The organism is Pseudomonas sp. Larv2_ips (genome assembly GCF_963879675.1).
Classification (GTDB): domain Bacteria; phylum Pseudomonadota; class Gammaproteobacteria; order Pseudomonadales; family Pseudomonadaceae; genus Aquipseudomonas.
In genome coordinates this window covers 351,114-371,002 of the sequence record NZ_CAWOAW010000027.1, presented here as the reverse complement: position 1 = coordinate 371,002, position 19,889 = coordinate 351,114, and the positions used below count along the sequence as shown (strand labels likewise).

At 57.0% G+C, this 19,889-nt stretch carries 20 protein-coding genes; 17 read left to right on the top strand and 3 right to left on the bottom strand.

The window, feature by feature from the left end; genetic code table 11:
* Positions 1 to 2 precede the first annotated feature (2 nt).
* From rnpA to mnmE, 4 genes are all read left to right on the top strand, one after another.
* Positions 3 to 407: a ribonuclease P protein component gene (gene rnpA, locus AACV02_RS18610; protein WP_197629997.1), complete on the top strand. Its 405-nt coding sequence runs from the start codon at positions 3 to 5 to the stop codon at positions 405 to 407.
* Positions 400 to 645, top strand: a complete 246-nt coding sequence (yidD, locus tag AACV02_RS18605; RefSeq protein ID WP_073636650.1) for a membrane protein insertion efficiency factor YidD — start codon at positions 400 to 402, stop codon at positions 643 to 645. The genes rnpA and yidD overlap by 8 nt, the downstream gene beginning before the upstream one ends.
* 2 nt (positions 646 to 647) lie before the next feature.
* Positions 648 to 2,330 (top strand): membrane protein insertase YidC, encoded by a 1,683-nt coding sequence (yidC, locus tag AACV02_RS18600; RefSeq protein WP_106575972.1) that lies wholly within the window; start codon positions 648 to 650, stop codon positions 2,328 to 2,330.
* A gap of 79 nt (positions 2,331 to 2,409) precedes the next feature.
* The gene (mnmE, locus tag AACV02_RS18595; protein WP_106575971.1) at positions 2,410 to 3,780 is read left to right on the top strand and encodes a tRNA uridine-5-carboxymethylaminomethyl(34) synthesis GTPase MnmE; all 1,371 of its coding nucleotides are present in this window, start codon (positions 2,410 to 2,412) and stop codon (positions 3,778 to 3,780) included.
* Between the two features lie 88 nt (positions 3,781 to 3,868).
* Here the strand turns inward: mnmE and AACV02_RS18590 are convergent, their stop codons facing one another.
* The 3 genes from AACV02_RS18590 to AACV02_RS18580 all read right to left on the bottom strand — a co-directional run bounded on the left by AACV02_RS18590 (position 3,869) and on the right by AACV02_RS18580 (position 7,844).
* Positions 3,869 to 6,304, bottom strand: coding sequence for a TonB-dependent siderophore receptor (locus AACV02_RS18590; protein ID WP_119741252.1), 2,436 nt, complete (start codon positions 6,302 to 6,304; stop codon positions 3,869 to 3,871).
* A 92-nt stretch (positions 6,305 to 6,396) separates the two neighbouring features.
* Positions 6,397 to 7,341: a FecR domain-containing protein gene (locus tag AACV02_RS18585; RefSeq protein WP_119741250.1), complete on the bottom strand. Its 945-nt coding sequence runs from the start codon at positions 7,339 to 7,341 to the stop codon at positions 6,397 to 6,399.
* A complete protein-coding gene (locus tag AACV02_RS18580; protein WP_119741248.1) occupies positions 7,341 to 7,844 on the bottom strand; it encodes a sigma-70 family RNA polymerase sigma factor in 504 nt (167 codons plus the stop codon). Before AACV02_RS18580 ends, AACV02_RS18585 begins: the two co-directional genes overlap by 1 nt.
* Before the next feature lie 553 nt (positions 7,845 to 8,397).
* Between AACV02_RS18580 and mnmG the strand changes: the two genes are divergently transcribed.
* The 13 genes from mnmG to AACV02_RS18515 all read left to right on the top strand — a co-directional run bounded on the left by mnmG (position 8,398) and on the right by AACV02_RS18515 (position 19,883).
* A complete protein-coding gene (gene mnmG / locus AACV02_RS18575; protein WP_106576078.1) occupies positions 8,398 to 10,290 on the top strand; it encodes a tRNA uridine-5-carboxymethylaminomethyl(34) synthesis enzyme MnmG in 1,893 nt (630 codons plus the stop codon).
* On the top strand, positions 10,287 to 10,931 hold the full coding sequence (gene rsmG / locus AACV02_RS18570; RefSeq protein ID WP_119741246.1) for a 16S rRNA (guanine(527)-N(7))-methyltransferase RsmG: 645 nt from the start codon (positions 10,287 to 10,289) through the stop codon (positions 10,929 to 10,931). The genes mnmG and rsmG overlap by 4 nt, the downstream gene beginning before the upstream one ends.
* Positions 10,932 to 10,949: 18 nt before the next feature.
* Complete coding sequence (locus AACV02_RS18565) at positions 10,950 to 11,747, top strand: ParA family protein (protein ID WP_017477894.1); 798 nt, start codon at positions 10,950 to 10,952, stop codon at positions 11,745 to 11,747.
* A 9-nt stretch (positions 11,748 to 11,756) separates the two neighbouring features.
* Positions 11,757 to 12,629 carry a ParB/RepB/Spo0J family partition protein gene (locus tag AACV02_RS18560; RefSeq protein WP_094949087.1) on the top strand — a complete coding sequence of 291 codons (873 nt, stop codon included), beginning with the start codon at positions 11,757 to 11,759 and terminating at the stop codon, positions 12,627 to 12,629.
* Positions 12,630 to 12,777: 148 nt separating this feature from the next.
* Complete coding sequence (locus AACV02_RS18555; RefSeq protein ID WP_010565865.1) at positions 12,778 to 13,185, top strand: F0F1 ATP synthase subunit I; 408 nt, start codon at positions 12,778 to 12,780, stop codon at positions 13,183 to 13,185.
* Between the two features lie 16 nt (positions 13,186 to 13,201).
* A complete protein-coding gene (gene atpB / locus AACV02_RS18550; protein WP_017848936.1) occupies positions 13,202 to 14,071 on the top strand; it encodes a F0F1 ATP synthase subunit A in 870 nt (289 codons plus the stop codon).
* 134 nt (positions 14,072 to 14,205) lie between these two features.
* Positions 14,206 to 14,463 (top strand): F0F1 ATP synthase subunit C, encoded by a 258-nt coding sequence (gene atpE, locus AACV02_RS18545; RefSeq protein ID WP_002555987.1) that lies wholly within the window; start codon positions 14,206 to 14,208, stop codon positions 14,461 to 14,463.
* Positions 14,464 to 14,521: 58 nt separating this feature from the next.
* Positions 14,522 to 14,992, top strand: coding sequence for a F0F1 ATP synthase subunit B (locus AACV02_RS18540; protein WP_016970692.1), 471 nt, complete (start codon positions 14,522 to 14,524; stop codon positions 14,990 to 14,992).
* A 12-nt stretch (positions 14,993 to 15,004) separates the two neighbouring features.
* Positions 15,005 to 15,541, top strand: coding sequence for a F0F1 ATP synthase subunit delta (locus tag AACV02_RS18535; protein WP_119741244.1), 537 nt, complete (start codon positions 15,005 to 15,007; stop codon positions 15,539 to 15,541).
* 21 nt (positions 15,542 to 15,562) lie between these two features.
* Positions 15,563 to 17,107: a F0F1 ATP synthase subunit alpha gene (gene atpA / locus AACV02_RS18530; RefSeq protein ID WP_017135120.1), complete on the top strand. Its 1,545-nt coding sequence runs from the start codon at positions 15,563 to 15,565 to the stop codon at positions 17,105 to 17,107.
* Positions 17,108 to 17,157: 50 nt separating this feature from the next.
* Positions 17,158 to 18,018 (top strand): F0F1 ATP synthase subunit gamma, encoded by an 861-nt coding sequence (atpG, locus tag AACV02_RS18525; protein ID WP_003233565.1) that lies wholly within the window; start codon positions 17,158 to 17,160, stop codon positions 18,016 to 18,018.
* Between the two features lie 27 nt (positions 18,019 to 18,045).
* Positions 18,046 to 19,422: a F0F1 ATP synthase subunit beta gene (gene atpD / locus AACV02_RS18520; RefSeq protein ID WP_017135118.1), complete on the top strand. Its 1,377-nt coding sequence runs from the start codon at positions 18,046 to 18,048 to the stop codon at positions 19,420 to 19,422.
* 44 nt (positions 19,423 to 19,466) lie between these two features.
* Positions 19,467 to 19,883: a F0F1 ATP synthase subunit epsilon gene (locus tag AACV02_RS18515; RefSeq protein ID WP_003177061.1), complete on the top strand. Its 417-nt coding sequence runs from the start codon at positions 19,467 to 19,469 to the stop codon at positions 19,881 to 19,883.
* Positions 19,884 to 19,889: the final 6 nt, after the last annotated feature.

Genomic DNA, 19,889 nt, shown 5'->3' with positions numbered 1-19,889 from the left:
TGGTGAGTCAGGACTTCAGTCGGGAAAAGCGTCTGCTAACCCCCCGGCATTTCAAGGCAGTCTTTGACTCCCCCACCGGCAAGGTTCCGGGGAAAAATCTCCTGCTCCTTGCGCGTAACAACGATCTGGATCACCCCCGCCTCGGGTTGGTGATCGGCAAGAAGAGCGTAAAGCTCTCCGTTGAGCGCAATCGCCTCAAGCGTCTGATGCGCGAATCGTTTCGCCTCCACCAGGAAACTCTGGTTGGTTGGGATATTGTTATCGTCGCGCGCAAAGGCTTGGGGGACGTAGAAAACCCCGAATTGATTCAGCATTTCGGCAAGCTCTGGAAACGTTTGGCGCGTACCAACAAGCCAGCACCAGCAGTCAGCACCGAAACTGTAGGGGTAGACAGCACCAATGCGTAAACTGGCCCTCGTTCCGATCCAGTTTTACCGTTATGCCATTAGTCCTCTGATGGCCGACCACTGTCGTTTCTACCCCAGTTGTTCCTGCTACGCGTTAGAGGCCATAGAAAATCATGGTCTTCTGCGCGGTGGCTGGCTGGCCTTTCGTCGTTTAGGCCGCTGTCATCCGTGGAATCCCGGTGGTTTTGACCCGGTTCCACCTATCCCTACCTCCCGTTCTTCTTCGATGGCCGAGTAATCATGGATATTAAACGCACGATCCTGATCGTCGCCCTGGCAATCGTGTCCTACGTCATGGTTCTTAAGTGGAACCAGGACTACGGCCAGGCTGCCCTGCCGACTCAGAATGTTGCTGCCAATCAGGCTGCGCCGGCTATTCCGGACACCCCGTTGGGTAACAATGCGTCCGCGAGTGCCGATGTTCCCAGCGCGAATGGCGAGACAAGCGCCCCTCTAGAAACACCAGTGGTCACCAACAAAGACCTCATCCACGTGAAAACGGATGTGCTCGACCTGGCTATCGACCCACAAGGTGGTGATATCGCGCAGTTGAAACTGCCGCTGTATCCACGTCGCCAAGACCATCCAGATGTGCCGTTCCAACTGTTCGACAACGGTGGTGAACGCACTTATCTGGCACAAAGCGGCCTGACTGGCACTGACGGTCCGGATGCTCGTGCTACCGGTCGTCCGGTTTATTCGACCGAACAGAAGACTTATCAACTGGCTGACGGCCAGAACCAGTTGAACGTTGACCTGAAATTCAGTCAGGACGGCGTCAACTACATCAAGCGTTTCAGCTTTACCCGCGGTTTGTACGATCTGAAAGTCACTTATCTGATTGACAACGAAAGCGCCAAGCCATGGAGCGGCAACCTGTTTGCCCAGCTCAAGCGTGACAACAGCGCCGATCCATCTTCCAGCACTGCCACCGGCACCGCGACTTACCTGGGCGCTGCCCTGTGGACAAGTAGCGAGCCGTACAAAAAAGTGTCGATGAAAGATATCGACAAGGGCGCGTTGAAAGAAACTGTACAAGGCGGCTGGGTTGCCTGGTTGCAACACTACTTCGTGACCGCATGGATCCCGAACAAGGGTGAAGCCAACCTGGTTCAAACCCGCAAAGACAGCCAAGGCAACTACATCATTGGTTTTACTGGCCCGGCGTTGACCGTCGCACCAGGTGCCAAGGCTGAAACCAGCGCCACGCTGTACGCCGGCCCGAAAAGCCAGGCTGTGCTGAAAGAGTTGTCCCCAGGTCTGGAACTGACTGTGGATTACGGGATTTTGTGGTTCATTGCCCAGCCAATTTTCTGGCTGCTGCAACATATCCACAGCATCGTCGGTAACTGGGGTTTCTCGATCATCTTGCTGACCATGCTGATCAAGGGGATCTTCTTCCCTCTGTCGGCCGCCAGCTACAAGTCGATGGCACGTATGCGTGCCGTGGCCCCGAAACTGGCCGCGCTGAAAGAGCAACATGGCGATGACCGGCAGAAAATGTCGCAAGCAATGATGGAGCTGTACAAGAAAGAGAAGATCAACCCGCTGGGTGGTTGCTTGCCGATTCTGGTGCAGATGCCGGTATTCCTGTCGCTTTACTGGGTACTCCTGGAAAGCGTGGAAATGCGCCAGGCTCCGTTCATGCTGTGGATAACTGACCTGTCGATCAAAGACCCGTTCTTTATCCTGCCGATCATCATGGGCGCGACCATGTTCATCCAGCAGCGTTTGAACCCGACTCCGCCGGATCCGATGCAGGCCAAAGTGATGAAAATGATGCCAATCATCTTCACCTTCTTCTTCCTGTGGTTCCCTGCTGGTCTGGTGCTGTACTGGGTCGTCAACAACTGCCTGTCGATCTCTCAACAGTGGTACATCACACGTAAAATCGAAGCGGCTACCAAAAAAGCTGCGGCGTAATTTACTCTGTGGATAACCACTCAAGACGCCCCCTAGTGGGGCGTTTTGCTTTCCGTCACTTTTGTTCTGGAACCTGCTGATGAGCGCTCCTCGTGAAACCATCGCTGCTGTCGCTACCGCTCAAGGTCGCGGCGGCGTCGGTATCGTTCGAATTTCCGGGCCGCTCGCCGGTTATGCGGCCCAGGCCATCAGCGGCCGCGAGTTGAAACCGCGCTACGCCCACTACGGCCCTTTTCTGGACGCCGATGCAACCGTACTGGATGAAGGCCTGGCGCTGTATTTTCCCGGCCCCAACTCGTTCACCGGCGAAGACGTGCTTGAATTGCAGGGGCACGGTGGTCCAGTCGTGCTGGATATGCTGCTGCAGCGCTGCCTGCAATTGGGTTGCCGCCTGGCGCGTCCGGGGGAGTTCAGCGAACGGGCTTTCCTCAATGACAAACTTGATTTGGCCCAGGCTGAAGCCATTGCCGATTTGATCGAGGCGAGTTCTGCACAGGCCGCGCGCAACGCATTGCGCTCGTTGCAGGGCGCCTTTTCGCTGCGTGTGCATAACCTGACCGAGCAGTTGATCAGCTTGCGCATCTACGTCGAGGCAGCAATTGATTTTCCGGAAGAAGAAATCGACTTCCTCGCCGATGGGCACGTTCTGGCCATGCTCGACAAGGTCCGCGATGAGTTATCCACAGTGCTGCGCGAAGCCGGGCAGGGGGCTCTACTGCGCGATGGCATGACCGTGGTGATCGCTGGACGGCCGAATGCCGGCAAGTCGAGCCTGCTCAATGCCCTGGCAGGTCGCGAGGCGGCCATTGTTACCGAGATCGCCGGCACCACCCGGGATATCTTGCGCGAACATATCCACATTGATGGCATGCCCTTGCATGTGGTCGACACCGCAGGTTTGCGCGACACCGACGACCAGGTCGAAAAGATTGGCGTAGAGCGCGCACTCAAGGCCATCGGCGAAGCGGATCGAGTGCTGCTGGTGGTGGATGCCACCGCGCCAGAGGCTGTGGATCCTTTTGCCTTGTGGCCGGAATTTCTCGAGCAACGGCCGGACCCGGCCAAGGTCACCTTGATTCGCAACAAGGCCGACCTGACCGGCGAAGCTATTGCCATGGAAACCAGCGAGGATGGCCATGTCACCATCAGCTTGAGTGCGAAGTCGGCCGGCGATGGCCTGGAACTGCTGCGCGACCACCTCAAAGCCTGCATGGGCTATGAGCAAACCTCGGAAAGCAGCTTCAGTGCACGTCGCAGGCATCTGGAGGCGTTGCGCCATGCCAGCGCGGCGCTGGAGCACGGTCGGGCGCAGCTGACCTTGGCGGGGGCAGGGGAGCTGCTGGCTGAGGATTTACGTCAGGCACAGCAGCTGCTGGGCGAGATCACTGGCGCATTCAGTTCGGATGATCTGCTGGGACGGATTTTTTCCAGTTTCTGCATCGGCAAATAGCCCCGTTATCCACATATCCCATGGGAACCGGCTTGCCGGCAACAATGCCCTGAAGAACGCCTGAGCTCTTCAGGGCTACTGTGCGCCTTTACCAGTTATAGGAAACCGTCCCAAGCAGTGTCCGACTGTCGCCCCAGTAGCAGCGGCCTGCATCGTTGCAACCGGATACATATTCCTTGTCGAACAGATTCTTCGCGTTCAGATCCACCGACCAGTGTTTGTCGAGCTGATAACCAATCGCGGCATCCACCAACGTCACGCTTCCGGCATCCAATTTCCCGTACAGCGTCGGCGCTGTGTAGGCAAAAGTGCTATCGAAGTAGCGCACACCGCCACCCAGGGACATGCCCTTGAGCTGGCCATCCAGAAAGCGGTACTTGCCCCACACGGACGCCTGGTTACGTGGCACCCCGGTCATCTGACGCCCTTCGACCAGTGAAGTCGCGGAATCCTTGGTAATCCTTGCATCGGTATAGGTGTAGGCCGCGGTGACGTTCAAGTTCGGCGTAAGGTTGCTGTTGATTTCCACCTCCGCACCTTTGGCGCGGCTTTCGCCCACTTGGCGATAGCTGTTGGTGGTGGCATCGAGGTAGGTGTCATCCTGCTTGCGCAGGTCATACACCGACAGCGTCATGGCGGTGTCCCAGCCAATCGGCTCGTACTTCACCCCCACTTCGTACTGGCTGCTGGTGATCGGCTTTAGCGGTGAACCCGCGTTGGAAATCTGCTGCACCGGGACGAAGGCGGTGGAATAGCTGACATACGGCGTCAGGCCGTTGTCGAACTGGTACATCACTCCACCCTGATACGTGAACTTCTTGTCGTCGGAGCCTGTGTTGCTGGCTTTGTTCACCTTGTCGCGAAAATCACTGTCGACCCAATCCTGGCGACCGCCGAGCAGGAACAACCAGTGGTCGTATTTGCTTTGGACCTGTGCATAAACGCCTTTCATCTGCTGTTCGAGCAGGGTGTTCTGTACCGCGATTGGGGTGAGCGGGTCACGCAGGTAGACCGGGTTATACACATTGATGGTGCCGGCGAAGCCCGCATCCCAGTCCTGATTGAACGAGGTGCGGTCGTAGCTGGCGCCAACCAGCAGGGTATTTTCCAGGTCACCCACCTGAAATTTGCCTTCGAGCTGGTTATCCAGGGAATACACCATCGACTTGTTGTAGCGGTCGTAGGCGGTCATGTTCAGCTGGGTGCCAAAGCCGCGATTGTTCAGCGCGCCGGGCCAGGTTTCATGACGGTTGATGCGCGACTGCATGTAGCGCGAGTTCTGTCGGAACTGCCAATCGTCATTGAAACTGTGGCTGAACTCGTAACCGGCGCTCCAGGCTTCGCGTTCGAACGTGTTCCAGTCCGGGTCGCCGAGCATGGTGTGTTTGGACAGCTTGCCGTTAGGGTTTGTCAGTAAAGTGCCGGCCGCGGGCAGGCCCAGTTCCAGATTGGTGTGGTCCTTCTGATAGTTGGTCAGCAGCGTCAGCGTGTTGTAGTCATCAAAGTTCAAGGTCAGCGATGGCGCGATGTACAGGCGATCATCGGGCACGTGGTCGGTCTGAGTGTCGGATTTTCGACCCAACATGACCACGCGGCCCAGGACGTTGTCACTGTCATTGAGTGGCCCCGAGATATCCACACCCAGCTGGCGCCGATTGTTGGAGCCGTAACCCAATTGCACTTCGCCTTGAGGCGTGGCGGTGGGGTGTTTGCTGACCAGGTTGACCAACCCGCCGGGCGCGTTTTCCCCATAGAGCAGGGAAGAAGGGCCGCGGAAAATCTCTACGCGCTCCAGGCCATAGGGTTCACTGGTGGTGTCATACCGATTGCCCTGCACACGAAGGCCATCGCGCAACAGGCCGTAGCCATAATCCGTGGCGTTGAAACCACGAATGAAAAACAGGTCGCCCGCGAGGCTATCGCCGGCGGCGAACGGTGGCGCGAAGATCCCCGGCACATACCCCAGCACCTCCGTCAGCGTCTGCGACTTCTGGTCCTTGATGCGTTGGCCTGTGACCACCGATACCGAGCGCGGGGTTTCCGACAGTGCCGTGCTGGTTTTGGTACCGACGCGGCTGTTTTGCGCCTTATAGCCAACATCACCGGCAATGTCCTGATTGAAACCGGCCTGTTGATAAGTGCTGACGGTGGTGGGGGCGAGCGTCAATGGCCCATCTTGCGAGGCCTGAAGTACATAGCTTCCGGGCGCCTGCGTTACGGCTTGTAACCCCGAGTTTTGCAGCAATAGCGCAAAGCCTTGATCCACCGAATAGTCACCTTCCAGCCCCGGCGTATTCAAGCGCGCAGTCTGCTGGGGTGAGAAGGACAGGATCACGTTGGCCTTGGCGGCAAATTGGCTTACCGCTGCATCGAGGGGCCCCGCGGCAATGGTGTAATGCGTGGCACTGGCTGCCAGGGCGCCTGTGGACAAAAAGGCACCGGCGGTGGCGGCCGTAGACAGCAATAAACCGTAGCTCATGCCGTGGTAACAGAGTTGCTGGCGGAGTTTGGTGGGAAGGCGCATAGGTAGATAAGCCCTGAAGGTAGCGTCGTGATTACCTGTAGGGCCGGGCCAGGTAAAAAAAAGATAACCCCCCTGTGGATTATTTTTTGCGCTCAAGCAACGCGCGTCACCGAAACCCAATAGCGGGTGAAATATTTCACCTGGATCGGCAGCGTAGCTTGCAGGTTAGCCAGTACTGCATCGGTAGCGTCGAGGCGGAACGTGCCCGAAACTCGCAGGTGCGCCGAGGCGGGATCGCACTGCAGAACACCTGAGCGATAGCGTGCCAGGTCGTCGATCAGATCCCCAAGTCGCGCATCCAGGACGATCACTTGGCCATCGACCCAAGCCGCTTGAGTTCGGGGATAGGCGTGGTTGGAGCCGACATTTTCCCGGTCGAAGTCAACGCTTTCGCCGGCCGCCAGCAGCCGAGTGCGATCAGGTTGGTCGGCAGGCGAGACGCTCACCCGGTCCTCCAGTACGCCAACTCGCGTCGAATCTGCCAGTTGGCGCACGGTAAACCAGGTTCCCAATGCCTGAACTCGGCCCTGGCGGGTTTCAACATAAAAGGGCGTCTGCCCACCCAGCTTTCCGGTGTGGATAAGCACTTCGCCTTCGCGCAGGCGGATCAAACGCTGGCGCCCGTCAAACTCCACATCAATGGCGGTGCCGGTGTTGAGGTCTATTTGAGTGCCATCGGCCAGTTCGATCCGGCGCCGTTCGCCGATGCGCGTGCGGTAGTCCGCCCACACGTTGCCCAGGGAAGGCGCGTGTTGAACATTCCAGCCCAGGTAGCCGGTGCCGCCGAGCACCAGCATCCACTTGAGTACCTGCCGTCGTTGCTGCGTGGCCGATAAGGCGCGACGGGTAAGATCCTGAGGCAGGGTGCCCAGGCTGCGTTGCAGCCGTTCCATCTGTTTCCACGCTGCCAAGTGTGCCGGGTCGTCATTGAGCCATTGTTGCCAGGCACAGTGTTCAGCAGGCGTTGGCGGCTGTGACTGAAACTGCACATACCAAGTGGCAGCGGCTTCGAAGACCTTTCGATCCGGGGCAACCATTACAGGCTGGCCATGATCAGTGAACACTCGGTAAGCGCGCGGATCATGTGTTTCTTCACAGTGGTCAGGGACACCTGCAACTGGTCGGCGATCTGTTGATAAGTCAGGCCTTCGATCTGCGACAGCATGAAAATGCGCCGGGCCCGATCGCCCAGATCAGCCAGAGCTTTATCCACAGCTACCAGCGTTTCAATGATGATGGCCTTGTCTTCTTCACTGATGGCGACAGCTTCAGGGTGATCGGCCAGCGACTGTTGATAAGCGCGTTCAATTGCATGCCGGCGATAACGATCAATAACCAAGCCCCTGGCAATGGTTGCCAGGTAGTGCCTGGGTTCAAGGATCTGCGCCGCATTGCGCCCGCCCAAAATACGCACGAAAGTATCGTGTGCCACATCGGCCGCATCGCAAGCGTTATGCAATTTACCGTTGAGCCATCCCTGCAGCCACGAATGGTGATGCTCATAGATGTGCTGGACTGCAGCCGTGTGTGAAGGTGGCATAGGGCGCGTTAAGGCAGGTTAATGATAATCGCTATTATTAACTGCGCCGTCTGTTTCTCACAATAGCTCTCTTTTTTCAGCATTCCTCACTGGGTTCAAAAAAAGCGGTGGCTTCTCCGTGGGTGAAATACGCGATTTCTGTGGATTAAGCCCTGTGAATAACCGCCCCTGTGCCCAGTTGATAACAGGGCTTGAAACCTGAGTAAAAACCCCCTTGTGGATAACCACCTGTTTAATCCACAGGCTTAAAGCACTTATCCAATGGCCTCATTGGCACATGACCACAGACTTTTGAATCTCTGTACATAAAGTAAATAAAGGCCTGTAGAGATCTATCCACAGAAAGTAGGCTCAGTAGAAATAAACATAAAAACAAAGATCTTATAAATTTCTCTCTTTTAATTTCTATTGTCTGTGATTCATCCACAGCTGGTTAAATTTTGTGCAAAGGGTTCTTTAGGAAGGGCTAAGTCCCTATACTTGCCGCCAAAGCTCTAAAACTCTTTCAACAATCAATTCCTGATTACCTACATAAGCAGGCACGAGGTGCGTGGTGGATTTCCCTTCCCGTTTTGAAGTGATCGTCATCGGCGGCGGTCATGCCGGTACCGAGGCAGCACTGGCCTCAGCACGCATGGGCGTAAAAACCCTGTTGCTGACGCACAACGTGGAAACCCTCGGTGCCATGAGTTGCAACCCCGCCATTGGTGGGATCGGCAAAAGCCATCTGGTCAAGGAAATCGATGCCCTTGGCGGTGTGATGGCCATGGCTACCGACAAAGGTGGCATTCAATTTCGCGTGCTCAACAGCCGCAAAGGCCCAGCCGTTCGGGCTACCCGGGCACAAGCTGACCGCATCCTCTACAAGGCCGCGGTACGTGAAACCCTGGAAAACCAGCCGAACTTGTGGATATTTCAGCAAGCAGCGGATGACCTGATCGTCGAACAAGACCAGGTACGCGGTGTTGTCACCCAAATGGGTCTGCGTTTCTTCGCAGAATCCGTGGTGTTGACCACCGGTACTTTCCTCGGCGGACTTATCCACATTGGCATGCAGAATTATTCGGGCGGTCGCGCCGGTGATCCGCCGTCGATTGCCCTGGCAAAACGCCTGCGTGAATTGCCGTTGCGTGTCGGCCGCTTGAAAACCGGGACCCCGCCGCGTATCGACGGGCGTTCTGTGGATTTCTCGGTGATGACCGAACAAGCCGGCGATACACCAATCCCGGTGATGTCGTTCATGGGCTCCAAGGAACAGCACCCGAAACAGGTCAGTTGCTGGATTACCCACACCAACGCCCGCACCCACGAAATCATTGCCGCAAACCTCGACCGTTCGCCGATGTATTCAGGTGTGATCGAAGGCATTGGCCCTCGTTATTGCCCATCGATTGAAGACAAGATTCACCGCTTTGCCGACAAGGAAAGCCACCAGGTCTTTATCGAGCCAGAAGGCTTGACCACTCACGAGCTGTACCCGAACGGGATTTCCACGTCGTTGCCGTTCGACGTGCAAATCCAGATCGTGCAATCGATTCGCGGCATGGAAAACGCACACATCGTGCGTCCGGGCTACGCCATCGAGTACGACTACTTCGACCCGCGTGACCTGAAATACAGCCTCGAAACCAAAGTGATCGGCGGCCTGTTCTTCGCCGGGCAAATCAACGGCACCACCGGTTACGAAGAAGCCGGCGCCCAAGGTTTGCTGGCCGGAACCAACGCGGCACTGCGTGCACAAGGCAAAGACAGCTGGTGCCCGCGCCGCGACGAGGCGTACATCGGTGTGTTGGTCGACGACCTGATTACTCTCGGGACTCAGGAACCGTACCGGATGTTTACGTCCCGGGCCGAATATCGCCTGATCCTGCGCGAAGACAACGCCGACCTGCGCCTGACCGAAAAAGGTCGCGAACTGGGTTTGGTCGACGACGCGCGCTGGGCCGCCTTCTGCAAAAAACGCGAAAGCATCACGCTGGAAGAGCAGCGCCTGAAAAGTACCTGGGTTCGCCCCGGCACCGAGCAAGGCGACGCGATTGCCGAAAAATTCGGCACGCCGCTGACCCACGAATACAACTTGCTGAACCTGCTGTCCCGTCCGGAAATCGACTACGCTGGCCTGGTCGAAGTGACCGGTCACGGTGCCGAAGACCCACAGGTCGCCGAGCAGGTTGAAATCAAGACCAAATACGCCGGTTACATTGACCGCCAACAGGACGAGATCGCTCGCTTGCGCGCCAGTGAAGACACCAGGCTGCCTGTGGACATCGACTACACCGGGATTTCCGGGCTGTCGAAAGAAATCCAAAGCAAGCTGGGGATAACTCGTCCGGAAACACTCGGCCAGGCTTCACGCATCCCTGGCGTCACGCCGGCAGCCATTTCGCTGTTGATGATTCATTTGAAAAAACGCGGCGCGGGCCGTCAGTTGGAGCAAAGCGCTTGAGTTCGTTGGTCACCTCGCAACACGCCGAAGAGTTATCCACAGGTGCACGCCAGTTGGGCGTGGACCTGACCGATGCACAGCACGACTTGCTGTTGGGCTATCTGGCCCTGTTGATCAAATGGAACAAGGCTTACAACCTCACAGCGGTGCGCGACCCGGACGAAATGGTCTCGCGTCACCTGCTCGACAGCCTGAGCGTGATGCCTTTTATCGAAAACGGCCGTTGGTTGGACGTTGGCAGTGGCGGCGGCATGCCTGGCATTCCGCTGGCCATCCTGTTTCCAGAGTCACAAGTGACGTGCCTGGACAGCAACGGCAAGAAAACCCGCTTCCTGACCCAGGTCAAACTCGAACTCAAGCTGGATAACCTGAATGTTATCCACAGTCGCGTCGAAGCCTTCGTGCCTGAACAGCCTTTCAACGGGATTGTCTCCCGGGCATTCAGCAGCATGGACAACTTCAGCAACTGGACCCGCCACTTAGGCGACCGCGACACCCGTTGGCTGGCAATGAAGGGCGTTCATCCAAGCGACGAGCTGTTAGCATTGCCGGCAGACTTCCACCTCGATAGCGAACACGCCTTGGCCGTACCCGGTTGCCAAGGCCAACGCCATCTGCTGATACTGCGCCGCACGGCATGATTGGGAACACAAGCAAGAATGGCTAAGGTATTCGCGATAGCGAACCAGAAAGGTGGCGTGGGCAAAACCACCACCTGCATCAACCTCGCAGCATCCCTGGTCGCTACCAAGCGCCGGGTGCTGTTGATCGATCTCGATCCACAGGGCAACGCCACCATGGGTAGCGGTGTGGATAAACACGGCCTGGAAAACTCGGTCTACGACTTGCTGATTGGCGAGTGTGACCTGGCCCAGGCCATGCACTATTCCGAGCACGGTGGTTACCAACTGCTGCCGGCCAACCGCGATTTGACCGCGGCCGAAGTGGTGCTGCTGGAAATGCAGATGAAAGAAAGCCGTCTGCGCAGCGCTCTAGCGCCGATCCGCGAGAACTACGATTACATTTTGATCGACTGCCCACCGTCGCTGTCGATGCTGACGTTGAACGCCTTGGTGGCAGCCGATGGGGTGATTATCCCCATGCAGTGCGAGTACTTCGCACTCGAAGGCTTGAGCGACCTTGTGGATAACATCAAGCGTATTGCCGAGTTGCTTAACCCGAACCTGCAAATCGAAGGCCTGTTGCGGACCATGTACGATCCGCGCCTGAGCCTGATGAATGATGTGTCGGCGCAGCTCAAAGAGCACTTTGGCGATCAGCTTTACGACACGGTGATCCCACGTAACATCCGTTTGGCCGAAGCGCCAAGCTATGGCATGCCCGCGCTGGCGTACGACAAGTCATCCCGCGGCGCCATTGCCTACCTGGCACTGGCCGGCGAGATGGTTCGCCGTCAACGCCGCAACTCACGCACCGCTGCAGCCCAGCCAACTTAAGGAATCCCCATGGCCGTCAAGAAACGAGGTCTCGGACGTGGACTGGATGCACTGCTGAGTGGTCCGACTGTCACTTCGCTTGAAGAACAAGCGGTGCAGGCCGACGAGCGCGAGCTGCAGCACCTGCCGCTGGACCTGATCCAGCGCGGCAAATACCAGCCGCGCCGGGACATGGATCCACAGGCGCTGGAGGAACTGGCCAATTCGATCAAAGCCCAAGGCGTGATGCAGCCGATCGTGGTGCGCCCGATTGGCGGCGGTCGCTTTGAAATCATCGCGGGTGAACGCCGCTGGCGCGCCAGCCAACAGGCGGGCAAGGACACCATCCCGGCGATGGTGCGCGATGTGCCGGACGAAACTGCGATCGCCATGGCGTTGATCGAAAACATCCAGCGTGAAGACCTCAACCCCATCGAGGAAGCCATCGCCCTGCAGCGCTTGCAACAGGAATTCAAACTGACGCAGCAGGAAGTCGCGGATGCGGTGGGCAAGTCCCGTGTGACCGTGTCCAACTTGTTGCGCCTGATTGCGCTGCCGGAAGTCATCAAGACCATGCTGTCCCACGGCGACCTGGAAATGGGTCACGCCCGTGCTTTGCTCGGTTTGCCGGAAAATCAACAGGTTGAAGGGGCGCGACACGTTGTCGCACGCGGCCTCACCGTTCGTCAGACTGAGGCGTTGGTTCGCCAGTGGCTCAGCGGTAAACCTGCACCGGTCGAAACGGCCAAACCTGATCCGGATATTGCGCGCCTCGAGCAGCGCCTGGCCGAGCGGCTGGGCTCTGCGGTGCAAATCCGGCATGGCAAGAAAGGCAAAGGGCAATTGGTCATCGGGTATAACTCACTCGATGAGCTTCAGGGCGTCCTTGCCCACATCCGCTGAAACATTTGCTTATGTAGCGCGCGATCGGAAAACACTACCCGACAGTTGAATAGGGGCTGAACCGCCCCTATACTCTGCGCGCATTTTGTCGGCACAAATTATGCCAAGTTATTGATTCTCGGCAGCCGACCATTGAGGAGCAAGAGTGATGGAAACCCGCACGCCAAACACGTTGCCGTTCCATCGCTTGGCCGTTTTCCCGGTTTTATTGGCTCAATTTGTCATTTTGCTGATCGCCGCATTGGCGCTTTGGTATTGGCATGGAGTCGTAGCCGGATATTCAGGACTCTGCGGAGGCCTGATAGCCTTGCTGCCCAATATGTATTTTGCTCACAGGGCCTTTCGGTTTTCCGGCGCCCGAGCAGCCCAGGCTATCGTCCGGTCTTTTTATGCCGGCGAAGCAGGGAAACTGATTTTGACGGCAGTGCTGTTTGCACTGACCTTTGCAGGTGTGAAGCCATTGGCGCCGCTGGCTGTATTCGGCGTCTTCGTGTTGACCCAACTGGTCAGCTGGTTCGCTCCCCTGCTAATGAAAACAAGACTTTCGAAACCTTAGGGCGTTTGAGGCAACCATGGCAGAAACAACCGCTTCGGGCTATATCCAGCACCACTTGCAGAACCTGACCTTCGGTCAGCTTCCCAACGGCGGCTGGGGCTTCGCCCACACCGCAGCAGAAGCCAAAGAAATGGGCTTCTGGGCATTCCACCTGGATACTCTGGGTTGGTCTGTCGCATTGGGTCTGATCTTCGTCCTGATTTTCCGCATGGCGGCAAAGAAGGCGACTTCCGGTCAGCCGGGTGCTTTGCAGAACTTCGTTGAAGTATTGGTCGAATTCGTCGATGGCAGCGTGAAAGACAGCTTCCATGGCCGTAGCCCGGTGATTGCACCGCTGGCACTGACCATTTTCGTCTGGGTGTTCCTTATGAACGCCGTCGACCTGATTCCGGTCGACTGGATTCCTCAGCTGGCCATCCTGATCACCGGCGATCACCACATTCCATTCCGTGCGGTTTCCACCACGGACCCTAACGCCACCCTGGGCATGGCCCTGTCGGTGTTTGCGTTGATCATTTTCTACAGCATCAAGGTCAAGGGCATTGGCGGCTTCATCGGCGAACTGACCCTGCACCCGTTCGGCAGCAAGAACATCTTTGTTCAAGCCCTGCTGATCCCGGTGAACTTCCTGCTGGAGTTCGTAACGCTGGTCGCCAAGCCGATCTCCCTGGCCCTGCGACTGTTCGGCAACATGTATGCCGGCGAGCTGGTGTTCATTCTGATCGCTGTGATGTTCGGCAGTGGTCTGCTCTGGCTTAGCGGCCTGGGCGTAGTTCTGCAGTGGGCGTGGGCTGTGTTCCACATCCTGATCATTACCCTGCAGGCCTTCATCTTCATGATGCTGACCATCGTCTACTTGTCGATGGCGCACGAAGAGAACCATTAAGACCAGTCTCGACTAGTCTGATGTCCTTCCCGGTAACACGGGAAGGTGGGCCCTACCGGGCTATGAAACGATTTGTTTTACCGCTTTAAAATCTAAAAAACCTAAACCATACGACGTAAAAGTCGGGAGGAAAGATGGAAACTGTAGTTGGTCTAACCGCTATCGCTGTTGCACTGTTGATCGGCCTGGGCGCCCTGGGTACTGCCATTGGTTTCGGCCTGCTGGGCGGCAAATTCCTGGAAGGCGCAGCGCGTCAGCCAGAAATGGTTCCAATGCTGCAAGTTAAAATGTTCATCGTCGCCGGCCTGCTCGACGCCGTGACCATGATCGGCGTTGGTATCGCTCTGTTCTTCACCTTCGCGAACCCTTTCGTTGGTCAACTCGCTGGCTAATCACTCGAATTTTTCGAGTTGATTGGGGTGATGGACAACGAATGAGCGAGGTGTTGGCGTGAACATTAATGCAACCCTGATTGGCCAATCCGTTGCGTTCTTCATTTTTGTAGTGTTTTGCATGAAGTTCGTGTGGCCTCCGGTCATCGCGGCTTTGCACGAACGTCAGAAGAAGATCGCAGACGGCTTGGACGCTGCCACCCGTGCAGCTCGCGACCTGGAGTTGGCCCAAGAGAAAGCGGGTCATCAACTGCGCGAAGCTAAAGCACAGGCAGCTGAAATCATTGAGCAAGCCAAGAAACGCGGTAACCAGATCGTCGAAGAGGCTGTTGATAAAGCCCGCGTCGAAGCTGACCGTGTGAAGGCTTCGGCTCATGCCGAGATCGAACAGGAACTGAACGGCGTCAAAGACGCGCTGCGTGCCCAACTGGGTGCTCTGGCGGTCGGCGGTGCTGAGAAGATCCTCGGTGCCACAATCGATCAAAACGCGCACGCGGAGCTGGTTAACAAACTGGCTGCTGAAATTTAAGCGAGGGCGATCATGGCAGAACTGACCACGTTGGCCCGACCTTACGCTAAGGCAGCCTTCGAGCACGCCCAGGCCCACCAGCAGCTGGCCTCTTGGTCAGCCATGCTCGGCCTGGCTGCAGCAGTGTCGCAAGACGACACCATGCAGCGCGTGCTCAAGGCCCCGCGCCTGACGAGCGCAGACAAGGCCGCCACTTTTATTGAAGTGTGCGGCGACAAGTTTGATGTGAAAGTGCAGAACTTCATCCACGTCGTTGCCGAAAACGACCGTCTCTCGCTATTGCCGGAGATCGCCGCTCTGTTCGACCTGTACAAGGCCGACGCAGAGAAGTCGGTAGACGTTGAAGTGACCAGTGCTTTTGCATTGAACCAAGAACAGCAAGACAAACTCGCCAAGGTTCTCAGTGCACGACTCAATCGGGAAGTGCGCCTGCAAGCTTCGGAGGACGCATCCCTGATTGGGGGTGTTGTTATCCGTGCCGGCGACCTGGTTATCGATGGCTCGATTCGCGGCAAAATCGCGAAACTTGCCGAAGCATTGAAATCTTGAGTTTGAAGGGGCAGCAGAGCAATGCAGCAACTCAATCCTTCCGAAATAAGTGAAATTATCAAGGGCCGCATCGACAAGCTCGATGTGACCTCCCAAGCCCGTAACGAAGGCACTGTCGTCAGCGTATCTGACGGCATCGTGCGGATTCACGGTCTGGCCGACGTAATGTACGGCGAGATGATCGAGTTTCCGGGCGGCGTCTACGGTATGGCCCTCAACCTGGAGCAAGACTCCGTAGGTGCCGTTGTATTGGGCGCGTACACCAGTCTGGCTGAAGGCATGAGCGCCAAGTGCACAGGCCGCATCCTGGAAGTTCCGGTTGGTAAGGAACTGCTGGGTCGCGTAGTCGACGCACTGGGTAACCCTGTTGACGGTAAAGGTCCACTGGGCAACACCGAGACCGACGCGGTCGAGAAAGTTGCTCCAGGCGTGATCTGGCGTAAGTCGGTAGACCAGCCTGTACAGACTGGCTACAAGGCTGTCGATGCCATGATTCCGGTCGGCCGTGGCCAGCGTGAGCTGATCATCGGTGACCGTCAGATCGGTAAAACCGCTCTGGCGATCGACGCGATCATCAACCAGAAAGACAGCGGCATTTTCTGCGTCTACGTAGCCATTGGTCAGAAGCAATCGACCATCGCCAACGTGGTTCGCAAGCTGGAAGAAAACGGCGCCCTGGCCAACACGATCATCGTGGCTGCCAGTGCTTCGGAATCTCCTGCGCTGCAATTCCTGGCACCGTACTCCGGTTGCACCATGGGTGAATTCTTCCGCGACCGCGGTGAAGACGCGCTGATCGTTTATGACGATCTGTCCAAGCAAGCAGTGGCTTACCGCCAGATTTCCCTGCTGCTGCGCCGTCCACCAGGCCGTGAAGCTTACCCAGGCGACGTGTTCTATCTCCACTCCCGTCTGCTGGAGCGCGCATCCCGCGTATCCGAAGAGTACGTAGAGAAGTTCACCAACGGCGCAGTGACCGGCAAAACCGGTTCCCTGACCGCACTGCCGATCATCGAAACCCAGGCTGGCGACGTTTCCGCGTTCGTTCCGACCAACGTGATTTCCATCACTGACGGTCAGATCTTCCTGGAATCGGCCATGTTCAACTCCGGGATCCGTCCTGCTGTGAACGCCGGTGTTTCGGTATCCCGTGTGGGTGGTGCCGCTCAGACCAAGATCATCAAGAAGCTCTCCGGTGGTATCCGTACCGCTCTGGCTCAGTACCGTGAACTGGCGGCATTCGCCCAGTTCGCTTCTGACCTGGACGAAGCCACCCGTAAGCAACTTGAGCATGGTCAGCGCGTTACCGAGCTGATGAAGCAGAAGCAATACGCCCCAATGTCGATCGCTGACATGGCGTTGTCGCTGTATGCCGCTGAGCGTGGGTTCCTGACTGACGTCGAAATCACCAAGGTCGGCAGCTTTGAACAAGCGCTGATTGCTTACTTCAACCGCGATCACGCCGACTTGTTGGCCAAGATCAACGTGAAGGGTGACTTCAATGACGAAATCGACGCTGGCATGAAAGCCGGTATCGAGAAGTTCAAGGCCACCCAAACCTGGTAAGCCGCAGCGGGAGCCGCAAGGCTCCCGCTTGCTAACCTGATAGGTGTTACATGGCAGGCGCAAAAGAGATTCGCAGTAAGATTGCGAGCATCAAAAGCACGCAAAAGATTACCAGCGCCATGGAAAAAGTGGCGGTCAGCAAAATGCGCAAGGCACAAATGCGCATGGCTGCTAGCCGTCCTTATGCGGAGCGTATCCGCCAGGTAATTGGGCATTTGGCCAACGCCAACCCGGAATACCGCCACCCGTTCATGATCGACCGCGCCGTTAAGCGTGTGGGTTATGTGGTAGTGAGCAGTGACCGTGGTTTGTGCGGTGGTCTGAATACCAACCTGTTCAAGGCCCTGGTCAAGGACATGGCGGTAAACCGCGAAAACGGCGTCGAGATCGATCTGTGTGTTGTTGGTAGCAAGGGTGCGGCCTTTTTCCGTAACTTCGGCGGTAACGTCGTTGCAGCTATCAGCCACCTGGGTGAAGAGCCGTCGATCAATGATTTGATCGGCAGTGTGAAGGTGATGCTGGATGCGTACCTGGAAGGCCGGATTGACCGCCTGTCCGTGGTATCCAACAAGTTCATCAACACCATGACCCAGCAGCCAACCGTGGAGCAATTGATTCCACTGGTGGCGACTCCGGATCAGGAACTCAAGCACCACTGGGACTACCTCTACGAACCAGACGCCAAAGAGCTGCTTGACGGCTTGATGGTGCGCTACGTGGAGTCGCAGGTGTACCAGGCGGTGGTCGAGAACAACGCAGCTGAACAAGCGGCGCGGATGATCGCGATGAAAAACGCTACCGATAACGCCGGTGATCTGATCAGCGATTTGCAGCTGATCTACAACAAGGCGCGTCAGGCTGCGATCACCCAAGAGATCTCGGAAATCGTCGGCGGCGCTGCCGCGGTTTAACGGTTCAAATATTCAGAGGATCCAGCTATGAGTAGCGGACGTATCGTTCAAATCATCGGCGCCGTTATCGACGTGGAATTTCCACGCGACAGCGTACCGAGCATCTACAACGCGCTGAAAGTACAAGGCGCGGAAACTACTCTGGAAGTTCAGCAGCAGCTGGGCGACGGCGTAGTTCGTACCATTGCGATGGGTTCCACCGAAGGCTTGAAGCGCGGTCTGGACGTTGTCGACACTGGCGCAGCCATCTCCGTACCGGTCGGTAAAGCGACCCTGGGCCGGATCATGGACGTACTGGGCAACCCGATTGACGAAGCTGGTCCGATCGACACCGAAGAGCGCTGGGGCATTCACCGTCCAGCTCCTTCGTTCGCCGAGCAAGCTGGCGGCAACGATCTGCTGGAAACCGGCATCAAGGTTATCGACCTGGTTTGCCCGTTCGCCAAAGGCGGTAAAGTCGGTCTGTTCGGTGGTGCCGGTGTAGGCAAAACCGTAAACATGATGGAACTGATCCGTAACATCGCCATCGAGCACAGCGGTTATTCCGTGTTCGCCGGTGTGGGTGAGCGTACTCGTGAGGGTAACGACTTCTACCACGAGATGAAGGACTCCAACGTTCTGGACAAAGTGGCACTGGTTTACGGTCAGATGAACGAGCCGCCGGGAAACCGTCTGCGCGTAGCACTGACTGGCCTGACCATGGCCGAGAAGTTCCGTGACGAAGGTAACGACGTTCTGCTGTTCGTCGACAACATCTACCGTTACACCTTGGCCGGTACTGAAGTATCCGCACTGCTGGGCCGTATGCCTTCGGCAGTAGGTTACCAGCCGACCCTGGCTGAAGAGATGGGCGTTCTGCAAGAACGTATCACTTCGACCAAAGAAGGTTCGATCACCTCGATCCAAGCGGTATACGTACCTGCGGATGACTTGACTGACCCATCGCCTGCGACCACCTTCGCCCACTTGGACGCCACCGTCGTTCTGTCCCGTGACATCGCTTCCCTGGGTATCTACCCAGCGGTCGATCCACTCGACTCGACTTCGCGCCAGCTGGACCCGAACGTGATCGGCCAGGAGCACTACGACACCGCTCGCGGCGTTCAGTACGTGCTGCAGCGTTACAAAGAACTGAAGGACATCATTGCGATCCTGGGTATGGACGAGCTGTCGGAAGCCGACAAGCAGTTGGTAAACCGTGCTCGTAAGATCCAACGCTTCTTGTCGCAGCCGTTCTTCGTGGCTGAAGTCTTCACCGGTGCTTCGGGTAAATACGTTTCCCTGAAAGACACCATTGCTGGCTTCAAAGGCATCCTCAACGGTGACTACGACCACCTGCCAGAACAAGCGTTCTACATGGTCGGCGGCATCGAAGAAGCGATCGAGAAAGCCAAGAAACTGTAATCCCGGCGCCCGGCAACGGGCGCTCATCAGGTTGAGGCAATCAGATGGCTATGACAGTCCATTGCGATATCGTCAGCGCGGAAGGGGAAATCTTCTCCGGTCTGGTAGAAATGGTGATTGCACACGGCGAACTCGGTGACCTGGGTATTGCCATGGGCCACGCGCCGTTGATCACCAGCTTGAAGCCAGGTCCGATCACTCTGACCAAGCAAGGCGGGGAAAAAGAGGTGTTCTACATCTCTGGTGGTTTCCTCGAGGTTCAGCCGAACATGGTCAAGGTACTTGCCGACACCGTGCAACGTGCTGGCGACCTGGATGAAGCCTCCGCTCAGGAAGCCGTCAAGGCTGCCGAGAAGGCCCTGAACGAAAAGGGCGCGGACTTCGACTACAGCGCTGCTGCTGTACGTCTGGCCGAGGCTGCAGCTCAGCTGCGCACGCTCCAGCAGATCCGCAAGAAGTAAGCGGCC

Bases quoted from the DNA above. Each gene is read 5' to 3' on its own strand.
- yidD (WP_073636650.1), top strand. From the start codon at position 400: ATGCGTAAACTGGCCCTCGTTCCGATCCAGTTTTACCGTTATGCCATT.
- yidC (WP_106575972.1), top strand. From the start codon at position 648: ATGGATATTAAACGCACGATCCTGATCGTCGCCCTGGCAATCGTGTCC.
- mnmE (WP_106575971.1), top strand. From the start codon at position 2,410: ATGAGCGCTCCTCGTGAAACCATCGCTGCTGTCGCTACCGCTCAAGGT.
- AACV02_RS18590 (WP_119741252.1), bottom strand. From the start codon at position 6,304: ATGCGCCTTCCCACCAAACTCCGCCAGCAACTCTGTTACCACGGCATG.
- AACV02_RS18585 (WP_119741250.1), bottom strand. From the start codon at position 7,341: ATGGTTGCCCCGGATCGAAAGGTCTTCGAAGCCGCTGCCACTTGGTAT.
- AACV02_RS18580 (WP_119741248.1), bottom strand. From the start codon at position 7,844: ATGCCACCTTCACACACGGCTGCAGTCCAGCACATCTATGAGCATCAC.
- AACV02_RS18565 (WP_017477894.1), top strand. From the start codon at position 10,950: ATGGCTAAGGTATTCGCGATAGCGAACCAGAAAGGTGGCGTGGGCAAA.
- AACV02_RS18560 (WP_094949087.1), top strand. From the start codon at position 11,757: ATGGCCGTCAAGAAACGAGGTCTCGGACGTGGACTGGATGCACTGCTG.
- AACV02_RS18555 (WP_010565865.1), top strand. From the start codon at position 12,778: ATGGAAACCCGCACGCCAAACACGTTGCCGTTCCATCGCTTGGCCGTT.
- atpB (WP_017848936.1), top strand. From the start codon at position 13,202: ATGGCAGAAACAACCGCTTCGGGCTATATCCAGCACCACTTGCAGAAC.
- atpE (WP_002555987.1), top strand. From the start codon at position 14,206: ATGGAAACTGTAGTTGGTCTAACCGCTATCGCTGTTGCACTGTTGATC.
- AACV02_RS18535 (WP_119741244.1), top strand. From the start codon at position 15,005: ATGGCAGAACTGACCACGTTGGCCCGACCTTACGCTAAGGCAGCCTTC.
- atpA (WP_017135120.1), top strand. From the start codon at position 15,563: ATGCAGCAACTCAATCCTTCCGAAATAAGTGAAATTATCAAGGGCCGC.
- atpG (WP_003233565.1), top strand. From the start codon at position 17,158: ATGGCAGGCGCAAAAGAGATTCGCAGTAAGATTGCGAGCATCAAAAGC.
- atpD (WP_017135118.1), top strand. From the start codon at position 18,046: ATGAGTAGCGGACGTATCGTTCAAATCATCGGCGCCGTTATCGACGTG.
- AACV02_RS18515 (WP_003177061.1), top strand. From the start codon at position 19,467: ATGGCTATGACAGTCCATTGCGATATCGTCAGCGCGGAAGGGGAAATC.